The 11,482-nt window shown below is 66.3% G+C and carries 12 protein-coding genes and 1 pseudogene; 5 read left to right on the top strand and 8 right to left on the bottom strand.

The window, feature by feature from the left end; genetic code table 11:
* Positions 1–139: 139 nt before the first annotated feature.
* Entirely contained in the window at positions 140–1,363 is a 1,224-nt protein-coding gene (locus V5A53_RS08835) for a threonine synthase (protein WP_332313236.1), read from the top strand.
* Between the two features lie 110 nt (positions 1,364–1,473).
* Here V5A53_RS08835 and V5A53_RS08830 read toward each other — a convergent pair whose 3' ends face one another.
* The 3 genes from V5A53_RS08830 to V5A53_RS08820 all read right to left on the bottom strand — a co-directional run bounded on the left by V5A53_RS08830 (position 1,474) and on the right by V5A53_RS08820 (position 5,514).
* Entirely contained in the window at positions 1,474–2,253 is a 780-nt protein-coding gene (locus V5A53_RS08830) for a class I SAM-dependent methyltransferase (protein ID WP_332313235.1), read from the bottom strand.
* A gap of 65 nt (positions 2,254–2,318) precedes the next feature.
* Positions 2,319–3,152, bottom strand: coding sequence for a deoxyribonuclease IV (locus V5A53_RS08825; RefSeq protein WP_332313234.1), 834 nt, complete (start codon positions 3,150–3,152; stop codon positions 2,319–2,321).
* Positions 3,153–3,240: 88 nt separating this feature from the next.
* The gene (locus V5A53_RS08820) at positions 3,241–5,514 is read right to left on the bottom strand and encodes a PAS domain S-box protein (RefSeq protein WP_332313233.1); all 2,274 of its coding nucleotides are present in this window, start codon (positions 5,512–5,514) and stop codon (positions 3,241–3,243) included.
* A gap of 105 nt (positions 5,515–5,619) precedes the next feature.
* Here V5A53_RS08820 and V5A53_RS08815 point away from each other — a divergent pair, with 105 nt between their 5' ends.
* Positions 5,620–6,093 (top strand): GNAT family N-acetyltransferase, encoded by a 474-nt coding sequence (locus V5A53_RS08815; protein ID WP_332313232.1) that lies wholly within the window; start codon positions 5,620–5,622, stop codon positions 6,091–6,093.
* On the opposite strand, the gene V5A53_RS08810 is transcribed toward V5A53_RS08815, so the two are convergent.
* Complete coding sequence (locus tag V5A53_RS08810) at positions 6,090–6,230, bottom strand: zinc ribbon domain-containing protein (protein WP_332313231.1); 141 nt, start codon at positions 6,228–6,230, stop codon at positions 6,090–6,092. The two genes, V5A53_RS08815 and V5A53_RS08810, sit on opposite strands and share 4 nt — an antisense overlap.
* A 208-nt stretch (positions 6,231–6,438) precedes the next feature.
* On the opposite strand from V5A53_RS08810, the gene V5A53_RS08805 reads away from it, so the two are divergent.
* Positions 6,439–7,485: a hypothetical protein gene (locus tag V5A53_RS08805; RefSeq protein WP_332313230.1), complete on the top strand. Its 1,047-nt coding sequence runs from the start codon at positions 6,439–6,441 to the stop codon at positions 7,483–7,485.
* Here the strand turns inward: V5A53_RS08805 and V5A53_RS08800 are convergent.
* Positions 7,482–8,192 carry an alpha/beta hydrolase family protein gene (locus tag V5A53_RS08800; protein WP_332313229.1) on the bottom strand — a complete coding sequence of 237 codons (711 nt, stop codon included), beginning with the start codon at positions 8,190–8,192 and terminating at the stop codon, positions 7,482–7,484. The two genes, V5A53_RS08805 and V5A53_RS08800, sit on opposite strands and share 4 nt — an antisense overlap.
* A gap of 38 nt (positions 8,193–8,230) precedes the next feature.
* A complete protein-coding gene (locus V5A53_RS08795) occupies positions 8,231–8,509 on the bottom strand; it encodes a hypothetical protein (RefSeq protein ID WP_332313228.1) in 279 nt (92 codons plus the stop codon).
* Positions 8,510–8,613: 104 nt separating this feature from the next.
* Here V5A53_RS08795 and V5A53_RS08790 point away from each other — a divergent pair, with 104 nt between their 5' ends.
* Positions 8,614–9,654: a hypothetical protein gene (locus tag V5A53_RS08790; protein ID WP_332313227.1), complete on the top strand. Its 1,041-nt coding sequence runs from the start codon at positions 8,614–8,616 to the stop codon at positions 9,652–9,654.
* Positions 9,655–9,728: 74 nt separating this feature from the next.
* Here the strand turns inward: V5A53_RS08790 and V5A53_RS08785 are convergent, their stop codons facing one another.
* Positions 9,729–10,178: a CBS domain-containing protein gene (locus V5A53_RS08785; protein WP_332313226.1), complete on the bottom strand. Its 450-nt coding sequence runs from the start codon at positions 10,176–10,178 to the stop codon at positions 9,729–9,731.
* A gap of 155 nt (positions 10,179–10,333) precedes the next feature.
* Between V5A53_RS08785 and V5A53_RS08780 the strand changes: the two genes are divergently transcribed.
* Positions 10,334–11,143, top strand: coding sequence for an aldo/keto reductase (locus V5A53_RS08780; protein ID WP_332313225.1), 810 nt, complete (start codon positions 10,334–10,336; stop codon positions 11,141–11,143).
* Positions 11,144–11,301: 158 nt separating this feature from the next.
* Here the strand turns inward: V5A53_RS08780 and V5A53_RS08775 are convergent.
* A pseudogene (locus tag V5A53_RS08775) lies at positions 11,302–11,482 on the bottom strand (site-specific integrase); the annotation flags it as partial.

The raw sequence follows: 11,482 nt of genomic DNA, 5'->3' as shown, positions 1-11,482 counted from the left end.
CCGCGAACCCGCCGAGGGCTTTCCGGCTGTTCGCGGTCAAGCGGTCGCCAAGCTTGGCCACTTAAATCACACACCATCCAGCAACTCCTGTTTATAAATATCGACGCACCGAACCACCAGACAATACTCCCGATTTTCCATGCCACTACAACGGGTCTGCTACGACTGCGACAGGACAACAACAGAACGCCGAGCCAGATGCACCTGCGGCGAACCGCTGTGGCTCGACACCGACCCGGAGGGTTTCGAGTGGAGCGACGTCACCGACGCGCCGGGACTGTGGCGCTACGAGGCCCTCCTCCCGGTCGGAATGCCGACCCCCGGCCGTCTCGCGGCCGCCGCAGGCGGAACGCCCCTTCTCAGAGAGCCGGAACTCGACGGCTTCGCGGGGACGAAAATCCACCTGAAAGTCGAGGGCCAGCACCCGACGGGGAGCTTCAAGGACCGCGGGAGCGCCGTGGCGCTGGCGGCCATCGACGCCGGTCTCGAAGACGAGTCCGACCACGCCATCGACGCCGTCGGGACCGTCTCCCACGGCAACATGGCGATGAGCATGGCGGCCTACGCCGCATCCTTCGGCCTGCCCTGCGTCGTCCTCGTGCCGGACGACATCCCCGAGGAACGCCTCGGCGTCATCGCACAGTTCGAACCCGAAATTCGCCGCGTTCGGGGTGACTACGGCCGGCTCTATCGCGACTCGCTGGAGGCGGGCGCGGCCCACGATATCGCCTTCGTCAACTCGGACGTGCCCCTGCGCGTGGCGGGCCAGAAGACGACGGCGCTGGAGATCTGCGAGGCCTTCGCGCCGACGGCGCCGGATGCCATCGTCATGCCGGTCAGCAGCGGCGGCCACGCCAGCGGCGTCTGGAAGGCCCTGCGGGAACTCGAGGCGGCCGGCGCCATCGACGACGTGCCGCGGCTCTACTTCGTCCAGACGGCGGCGTGTGCGCCGATTGCCGAGGCGTTCGCGACGGGCGCCGAAACGGTGTCACCTATCGAGGGCGGCGGTGGCGAGACCATCGCCTACTCCATCGCCAACGCGGACCCGCCGAGTGGGAACCGGGTGCTTCGCGCGGCCCGCGAAACGGACGGGGCGGTCATCGCCGTCGATGACGACGAGATTCGCGAGGCCCAACACGAGTTAGCGACCGAGGCGGGCCTGACCGTCGAGGCCTCCTCCGCGGTTCCGCTGGCAGGCGCGCAACTCCTCGCCGAGGCCGGCACGCTCGCGAACGACGACGACGTGGCCGTCATCACGACCGGAACCGGCCTCAAGGAAGCCGCCGGGTCGGCGACGGCAGAGGTGGTCGATTCGGTCGACATCGACCGACTGGACGCGGAACTGTCGTCGTTCGCGGAGTAATCATACTATCGGACGTAACTACTCAAATCGCAGTCTCATTCGAGATGCCCCGAGACGGGGGCTGAGACACGTCGGCGATTTATATATCCACGAAATTACGTCCGACAGTATCAGACCTCGCCGACGGCGACGTAGAACGGTACCGTCTCCCGGCGGCGGTACTCGCCCGACTGGATCTGTCGGACGGCCTCCCGGCCCATCTCGCGCCATTCGCTTCTGAGTGCGTCGAGTTCCTCCTCGGTGCCGGCCATCGTTTCCCGGCGCTTTCGGAGACCGGCGCCGCTTGCCTTCCGGCCGACGGCTTCGACTTCCCGCTCGCTGTAAGGCGGTTCGACGGCCAGCGTCTGGTCGTAGCGCGTCGTCGTCACGTTCGCGAGGCCGGCCGCCCGGAGGACTTCGGCGGCGTCGGCGCCCAACGCGACGTTCGTCTCGATGCCCTGCAGGTAGCGGCGGCGGGCCTGGGCGGCCAGTCGCCCCTCGGCGTCGACGGTCGATTCGACGGCCACGGCGCTGTTGTCGGGTTCGATGCAGGCCACCCGGTCGCTGGCGACACGGGCGAACTCCCGGACCGCGGCCTCCGGGTCAGGGAGGTTGATGAGGAGCGCTTGACAGACTACGAGGTCGAAACTGTCATCGGCGAAAGGGAGGTCGTAGGCGTCGGCCTGCACGGCGGGGCCATCGAGTTCCCGGAGCAACTCGCGGTCGCGGTCACAGCCGACCACCTCGCCGCCCGATTCCTCGCGGAGGACGCGGGTCAGCGCGCCCTCGCCACAGCCGACGTCGAGGACGCGCTCGCAGGAATCGAGGTCCAGCGGGGCGAGGGCCTCGCGGCTGTCGGCCCACATGCCGTCGCGCGTCTCCCGGAGGTACTCGGCGGAGAACCGACGCATTGGCGACGTTTCGGCGTCGGAACTGAAAAGGGACGCGGGTCGTCAGGCCGAACGCGAGCGCCGAATCAGCCCTCGTAGAACTTCCGGACGCGCTCGATGTTCCACTCGTAGGATTTGCCGTTCTCCGTCGGCGTTTCGAGGACGAGCGGAACCCCCTCGACCGCGTCGTGGTTGACGAACGCGCGCATGCCTCCCTCGCCGATGAGCCCCTCGCCGATGTGGGCGTGTTCGTCCTTGTTGGTCCCACACTCGTGTTTGGAGTCGTTGAGGTGGACGCATTCGAGGTGTTCGAGGCCGATCTCCTCGTCGAACTCGGCGAAGGTCTCGTCGACGCCTTCGGGCGTCGAGAGGTCGTAACCCGCGGCGAACATGTGGGCGGTGTCCAGACAGACGTCGAGGTCGAGGTCACAGCGTTCCAGTACGCCGCCGAGTTCGTCGAAGGTGCCGCCGAGTTTCGTGCCGCTGCCGGCGTCGGACTCGATGAGGACGGTCACGCCGTCGGGTACGTCGAGTTCCTCCAGTGCGCTCGCGGCGTTGTCGAGGCCGCCCTCGACGCCCGCCCCCGTGTGAGCGCCAAGATGGACGTTGACGTAGGGGATGTCGAGTTTGTCGGCGGCGTCGACCTCCTTCTGCATCGAGTCGATCGACTTCTCTCGGAGGTCGTCTTTCGGGGTACAGAGGTTGACGAGATACGAGGTGTGGATGACCCATGGCCCGACGTCGTTGTCGTCCGATAGCTGGCGGAACTCCTCGGCCTCGTCGTCGCCGATGTTGGGGTCCTGCCAGACCTGCGGCGAGTGGCTGAAGATCTGCCCGCAGTTGCCGTCGTATTCGAGTTGCTCGTCGACGGCGTTGTCGACGCCGCCCGCGATAGATGTGTGTGCACCGATTCTGAGCATACACACTCTCGGTCCAGACGGGGGTTATGGGCTTCGGAATCCGGGGGCGATTGCCGCCGGCCGTCGGGACACGCCGGCCGCTTGCGGCTCACTCGTGGAGGGTCGTCGTCTCGGTGAACTCGAAGCGTGCGCCTCCGTCGGCGCTTTCGGTCACCGTGACGTCCCAGTCGTGGGCCTCGGCGATGGTGTCGACGATGGCGAGGCCGAACCCGGTACCGCCGTCGGTGGAGTAGCCGGATTCGAGGACGGCCTCGCGCTCGCTTTCGGGAATCCCGGGGCCGTCGTCGGCGACGTAGAAGCCGTTCGGCAGACCGCCGACCGTGACGGTGGTAGCGCCCTCGGCGTGTTCGACGGTGTCCTCGCGAGCCTGTGAGCGAGGGCTCGTCGAACCGTGTTCGACGGTGTTTCGGAAGAGGTTCTCCAGCAACTGTCGGAGTCGTTCGGGGTCGGCGGCGACGACGGTGGGGTCGTCGAAGGCGAGGTCGAGGTCCTCGGTGTCGACGGTCTCCCACGCGCTTTCGGCGGCGTTCTCGAGGTCGATAGGTATCGGGTCGTCGCTGAGTTCGCCCTGTCGGGCCAGCGCGAGCAGGCCGTCGATGAGTTCCTCCATCCGGTCGTGGGCGCTCTCGATGGCCTCGAAGTGTTCGTCTTCGCGGGTCATCTCCGCGAGTTCGAGGCGGCCGCGGGCGACGCTCAAGGGGTTCCGGAGGTCGTGGCTGACGACGGAGGCGAACTGGTCGAGGCGTTCGTTCTGCCGGGCGAGTTCGCGCTCGCGCTGTTTCTGCTCGGTGATGTCGGTGTAGATGGCGTAACCGCGGGTGACCTCCTCGCCGATGTCGTGGGGGACGACGTGGAGGATGAAATCCCGGAGGCCGTCGTCGGTCTGCCGGCGGACCTCGCCGTGGAAACTCTCGCCTTCCTGAATGCGCTCGTTGTACTCCGTTGGGTCGTCCTCGAGGTCCGGCGGGACGATGTACTCGTCGATGTTCTCGCCGACGATCTCGTCGCTCGCGTAGCCGAACACCTCCTCGAAGGCGGGGTTGGCGCGCTCGACGATGGGTTTGCCGCCCCGCATATGTGCCTCGATGGTCGGGTCGGGGATGTTCTCGAAGAGGGCCTCGAGGTCGTCCCGTTCCTGCCGGAGCCGTTCCTCCTTGGCCGCGCGGTCGAGTGCCGCCTCGGCGTTGGCCGCCAGCACGGTCGCGAGTTGGATATCCGCCTCGTCGAAGGCGTCGGGTTCGGTCGCGGCGATGATCAACAGCCCGTGGTCGCCCAGCGGGAAGTAGCCGGCCGAGGCCGACTCGCCGCGGTCGTAGCCGTCCGCCAGCGAGCGGAGGTCCGATTCGATTCGGGATTCGCCCGCGGCGAAGGCTTCGCCCGCAGGCGTCTCGCCGACCGGATAGGTCGGCCGGGTCGGCAGTACCTCTTCGGCCTCGTCGGTGACGTACGAGGGCACGAGTTCCCCCTCTTCGGCGAACCGGACCGACGCGAGCGGTTGGCCGAGGACGTCCGTGGCGGCCTGTAGGGTCAGCCTGGCGATCTCGTCTCGGTCGCCGGCCGAGACCAGTTCCCGAGTCGCTTCGTGGAGTTGTTTCAGGCGGCTGTTGGTCTCGTCGTCGCGCCGCCGAAGCACGCCGATGGTGCCGTGGAACGTGTCGGTGTCGGCCTCGGTGAGCAACGCGACGTGGTTCTCGAGGTCGATGCAGTCGCCATCACGTCGTTCGACGGTGATGTCGTAGGTCGCGGTCCGGTCGCCGTCGCCTTCGAGTAGTTCCCTGATGACCGCTTCGCCCCGTTCGATGTCGCTGTGGTCCAACAGCATCGAGACGTGTTCGCCGAGTACGTCCTCGGGGTCGTAGCCGGTCACCTCCGCGGCGCGCTCGTTGAACACCGTGATATTGCCGTCGGCGTCCGCCATGTAGGCGGGGTCGCCGATGGCATCGAGGAATCGTCGATACTCGCCGGTCGAGGAGATCGTCGCCGGCCCCGTCGATTCCTCGACCGCGCGTTCGACCTGCCGGGCCAACAGCGTGTAGGTCTCCGGACTCGGATGCTTCCTGACGAAGGCGGTGACGTCGGCATCGAAGGCGTCGTCGACGACGGCCGGGTCGTCGGCGCCGGTAAAGAGTATGAAGGGGAGGTCGGGCCGCCGGTCGCGGACGGTCTCCAGCAGGTCTACTCCCGTCGTTTCGGGCATCTCGTGGTCCGAGACCACGCAGTCGACGGCATCGAGATGGTCGAGGGCGTCGGCGGCGCCGTCGGCGGTCGTCACCACGAAGCCGTGGTGCTGGAGTTGCTGGGCGACGGTCTCCCGGAACGCGGGGTCGTCGTCGACGACCAGTACCTGAGGCCCAGCGTGCACGAACCAGTATAGCGTATGCCCCCGAGATAAGCGTACTGGGTAGTTCTCCCACGACTGCCGGTAGCAGGTCGATGCCGTTTTGCGCGGGCGGTGCCCGGTACCGATATGAACCGGTCGTTCACCGACGATATCGTCGCCCCCGACGGCTACCGACTCGTCGAGACGGTGCCGACACCGGAGACGTTCGTCCGGCTCCGGGCCGCCGCGGGCATGGCCGAACGGAGCCTCGAAGCCGCCGAGCGAGGACTCCCCGACACGCTGTATGCGGTCACGATTCGGACGGCGACGGACGCCGACGAACCGAGTGCCGACACGACCGACGGCGAGGCCGTCGGCTTCGCACGCGTCGTCGGGGACGGGGGCGCTGTGTTCCAGGTCTCGGACGTGGCCGTCGCTGAGGCTCACCAGGGGCAGGGACTCGGGACTGTGATGATGGACGCGGCGATGGCCTACATCGACGAGGAAGCACCGGAGACGGCCTACGTCAATCTCCTCGCCGACGTCGATGGCTTCTACGAGCGCTGGGACTTCGAGTACAGTGCGCCCGCCTCGAAGGGCATGGTCTGGTCGCGCGACTAATCGATCGTATAGCGGACGATATCGGCCGACCCACAGACCTCGCAGTCCTCCGTCTGGGGTCCGAGCGTCGTCCCGCAGTCCCGGCATTCGTAGATGACGTCCTCGTCCGCCAGCAGGCGCCGAACGCGTTTGAGCATGGTTCTGGTTCCTCCCGACCCGGCGGGTCCCGCCAGTAGATACTCCGGCGGGCCATCCTCCCATGGGCCGTACGTCGGAGTTGTGAGGGCCGACCCATAAATAGTCCAGACCTTTCAACGCCGTGACGGCGACGTGTTGTACACGTAGGTGAACACCTCGCGAGCGGGACCCGGAAGGTTCCTGTGGTCGCCGGCCCATCCACCGACGATGAGCGACGACCGACCGACCGCCGTGGCGTTTCCCGGCCCGCCCGAGTCGTGGCTGGCGTCCCTTCGGGCCCTGCTCCGGGACGTTCGCGGCGAGTCGCCCGCCGAGGCCGATATTCGCGCGCAGGTAAGCGAGCGTCTCGACGCCGACGCCGACGGCGCGGACGCCGACCAGTATCTCGACTTCCTCGCCGCTATCGACGTCCTCGAACGTACCGATGCGGCCCCGTCGCTCGGCCCCTACGGCCGCGATTTCCTCGATAGCCACGACGAGCGCGTGCTCTTCGAGGCGCTGACGGCGAACGTCGCGGGCGTCCGCGCGCTGGTGGAGGTACTGGCGATCCGGCCCGTCACCGATATCGAGGCCGCCGAACTGCTCTCGCGGGAGGTCGACGCCGATATCGACGACGCCGAGGCCTACCGCGGATGGCTCCAGGCGCTCGGCTATGCGGAGTACGACGACGGCGTCATCGACATGACGACGAAGGGGCGCCGACTGGTCGACAGCGATTCCGAGCTATCCGACGGCGCCGCCTCGCGACTGCCGAGCAGGCGGGCCTCGGAGGCGGCCGACGCCGCGGTAGATGCGGTCGATTCGGCTGCCGAGGGGAGCGCGAGTGGCGAAGCCACGTCGGAAGCCACTACGGCGGCGCCGGAGACCACGCCGGCCGAACCGTCGGCGACGGAAACGAAGCAGCCGGCGGACGCCGACGATGCCTCGGCGCTCGCCGCCCACCACGACCACCGGTGTATGGTCTGTGGCGACAAGCGTTGGCAGGCCCCCGAGGAAGGCTACGCCGAGATTCACTACCTCATGCCGCCCGATGAGCCGCACGGCGGGCCAACGGAGGCGGACAACGCCGTCGTCGTCTGTCCGAACCACCGCGCCGACTTCGAACACGGCTTGATTCGCATCGACCCCCAGTCGCTGACCGTCGAGCATGCCTACGAGGCCGACGTTTCGGGTCGAACGCTCCGCACCGTCGAGGGCCACGACCCCGGCGCGCAGTACCTCGCCTACCACAACGACGTCATCGCCGACTTCTAACGGGTCCTCGCCAGCCAGTCGAAGGTCTGCTCGCGAAGCCGGTCTTCGGCGGACTCCGAGAAGCGATGGCCCTCACCGCGGTAGGCCTGCAGGAAGGCATCGGCCGCCAGTTCGCCGACGGCTTCGAGGCTGTCCGACAGGGGCACCGATGCGTCCTCGCGGCCGTGGAAGACGGCGACGGGCACGTCGAGGCACTCGGTAACGTCCGCGAACGCGTAGGTGTCGAAATCTTCGAAAAAGCGTTCGTCGATGGCGTAGTCCTCGTCGTACTGGTAGACGCCCGCCGAGTCGACGGCCTCGCGGGCCGGCGCGAAGGCCCGGTTGTAGGTGACCGGCGCGCGCGTTATGATGGCCTCGATGCGGTCGTCATCGACAGCCGCGTGGAAGGCCGTCTTCCCGCCGAAACTGGAGCCGAAGACCGTGTACGACGGCACCTCGAAGTAGTCGACGACCGCCTGAAGGTCGGCGATACGCGTCGAGAGATTCTGGTCGATGAAGGCACCGTCCGATTCGCCACAGCCCCGGAAGTCGAACCTGATCGCGTTGTACCCCTCCACGACCGCGCGTTCGCAACGTTCCTCGTAGCTCCCCGACTTGTCGCTCAGAAAGCCGTGACAGAAGACGAGCCAGTCGTCGGCGTCGGCCTCGTGGTGGACGGCGACGACCGATTCGTCGTCGGCGACAGGAATGGTATGACGCTCCGTCATACGTCATCGCAGATGCCCCGTACTCGTAGTCGTTGCCGTCACTCGGTCTTGATATCGAGTTTGTCCGTACCGCGAATCCACTCGAGGTAGTCGGACAGGCGGTCGGCTTCGCGGAGCGCCTCGATGGTGTCGTAGGACTCGCGCAACTCTCCGTTCGTGAAGACGGCGTGGATCTGGTCGTGACACGGCCGACACAGCATCACCGTCGGGCTCTCGGCCCGTTCCTCCGGCCGGAGGTGGTGTTCCTGAACGACCCGGGGGTCGTCGATCTCCTCGTCGGGGACCACGCGGCCACAGAGTTCGCAGGTCGTCGGCATCGGCTCCCGTGTTCTACGGGCTTCGGGAGCGTATGACTGTCGGGGAGGGCCTTACTGGCTCTCGTAGATTTAAGTAGCCGACGGCGCCACCGATACGCAGACCTATGAAAATGGACGAAGCGGCGGGGGAGATCTGGGTAAACCGGCTCTCGAAGTTCTTCATCGACCGAAGTCCTCTCGGCGCGGTCCCGACGATACTTCTCACCGTCGGAGCCGTTCCGTACCTGCTGACGGCGGTGTTTCTGGGAATCGTCGGCCTCGACGTCCGGCCGCTGTTTCTCGTCAGTCAGCTGCTCGCGGCGACGATGGGCGCGATCGCCCCCGTCCTCATCTGGAAGTACGAGACCGTTGTCTTCCCGACCTTCGTCGAGCGCGCCACGGAGGTCACGCCGTACGACGACAACCGCGAACTCATGTCCATCGCCGACCGCTACAAATCGTACTTCAGTGATGTGGGCGCACTCACCGCTATCTGGACCGTCGCGGTCCTGCTGGTACTCGTCGCCAACATCGGCTACTTTCGGGGGTTCGGCATCACCAGCTACGTCGACCCCGGCTTTCTCGTCTACCTGCTCCTCGTCCTCTGGATCGCCGTAATCACCGCCGTCGGCATTCGGATGGTGATCACGACGAACCTCTGTATCCGCGAGATCGGCGAGTTGGACTTCACCATCGACCCGTTGCATCCGGACGGTCTCGGCGGGCTCAGCACCATCGGCTACTTCGCTATCCGGACGACGACCATGCTCTCCATCGGCGCCCTGGCGTTGCCGCTCGCCTTCGATATAGCACGGGTCGGTGGCAGCAGCGGGACCGTCTACGCTCTCGTGGCGGTTTACATCGGCCTAATCGTCGGCTCGTTTGCCTTCCCGACCGTCTACATCAACCGCCGCGCCAACGAGATCAAACGGGACCTCCTGAACAGCAAACGCGAGCGCATCCACGAACTCCACACCGACCTCCTGGCGAACGACGACCCCGAGGAGATGGACACGCTGCAAATCAAACTCGAGGAGCTCCGCACGGAGTACGACGCCTACGACCGCGTGAACCTCTATCCGATGTCGCTGTCGATAGCGTCGCGACTCGTCTCGTCGGTGCTGCTGCCCTTCGCTTTCGTGCTGTTCGAGACGTACGCTGCCTAAAAACCGGGACGACGCCGTCCCGACTCGCCGGGTCGAGTTCGTCGAACGACCACCCCGCCGGTTCTGGTGGCGTCTCAGTCGTCGTCGTCTTTCGGGGGCGATTCGGATTCGATGACCGCGGCGAGGTCCTCGAGGGGCTGGCTATCGAGTTCGCCGGCGAGCAGCACGATCAGATCATCGAGCGTTACGATGCCGCGCAGTTCGCCGTCCTCGACGACCGGAACTCGGCGGACGCCTTCCTCCCGCATCCGCGCCGCCAACTCCTCGACGCTCACGTCGGGGGCAACCGAGAACACGTCCGTCGAGAGGATCTCGTTTACCGTCGTGTGTTCGAGCGAGTCGACGAAGTTCTGTCCGTAGACGACCAGGTCGCGATCCGTAACTACGCCCAGTATCTTATCGTGTGCATCCAATACGATCGCACTCCCGACCCGTTCGTTCCGGAGCACTTCTGCGACGTCGAGAATCGTATCGTCCAGGTAGACGGTTACGACGTCCTCCTGGATGATGTCGGTGATTTTCATAGTCTCCGTTGGAGTGATATACTACTAAAACACGGGGGTGATTCCTACTCGCTCCCATCCGCTCCCTGATTCCGACGGCCCCCACACCGACGCCGGTACCACCCGCCTACACCACCCGCCGGCACACTCTTTGTCCTGCCCGCCGGCCACCCTGCATGGCCACCGATTCGCCGGTCCCGCGTCTCAGCCTCGGGACCTGGCAGAACACCGAGTTCGACCAGTGTCGCGAAAGCGTCCGGACCGCGCTCGAACTCGGCTATCGGCACGTCGACACCGCGGAGTTGTACGAGAACGAGCGTCCCGTCGGCGCCGGTATCGCCGCCGCGGACGTTCCCCGGGAGTCGGTCTACCTCGCGACGAAGGTCCTCCATCCCCGGGCGACCGAGGACGTGACGCGAGCGTCGATTCGCGCCGCCGTGGAGGGATGTCTCGACCGTCTCGGCGTCGACGCGGTCGACCTCATGTACGTCCACTGGCCCGCCGACTACGACCTCGAACTGGTCCACGGCACGCTTGCGGACCTTCGCGACGACGGACTCCTCGACGGTGTCGGCGTCAGCAACTACGAGCCACGCCACCTCGAGACGGCGTTGGACGTCGACCCGGACATCGTCGCGAACCAGGTGGAGTTGCATCCACTGCTCCCACAGGCCGAACTCCGAAAGCGGTGTGCCGACTTCGGCGTCGACGTGGTCGCGTACGCGCCGCTGGCCCACGGGGATGTGTTCGACGTCCCCGAACTCGAGACCGTCGCCGAGAAGCACGGGGTGAGCATCCCGCGCGTCACCCTCGCGTGGCTCCGCGGGAAGGGCGTCGCCGCCGTCCCGAAGGCCACGAGCGAGGCGCATATCCGTGACAACCTGGCCTCGCGTGACCTCGAGTTGGCCGACGAGGATGTGGCGACCATCGACGGTATCGAGCGGACGGAGCGGTTCTTCGACCCCGACTACGCACCCGAGTGGTGACGGTTGGACGTTTCAGGATCCCAGCGACTCGCTTCGCTCACGAGGACGGGGGACAAGTCGATCTACAGTCAACTCCGAATCGGCTGGAAAGGAAGTCCGCCCTCCCCGAACGGCGCTACCGTCCCGTTGGTCCTCTTGGCTGGTAGGCTTGGGGCGTGTCATAGGTCAAAGTGGTTCCGTCGTTGCTCGGCGCGCTGGCGGTGACTGCGCCGGTCGTAGTGCTTGTCCAGAATCTCCTCGCTGGCATTCATTCGGTCAGAAACCAGCGCCCGATCCTCGTCGGCGAGGCGGTGGGCAGTCACTCGACCACTCCGAACATCGTGTGGCGACCGCGCCGAC

This window comes from Natronomonas sp. (genome assembly GCF_036625485.1).
Taxonomy (GTDB): Archaea; Halobacteriota; Halobacteria; order Halobacteriales; family Haloarculaceae; genus Natronomonas.
Note: the sequence above shows the minus strand (reverse complement) of the source record. Positions and strands in the feature narration are given on the sequence as shown.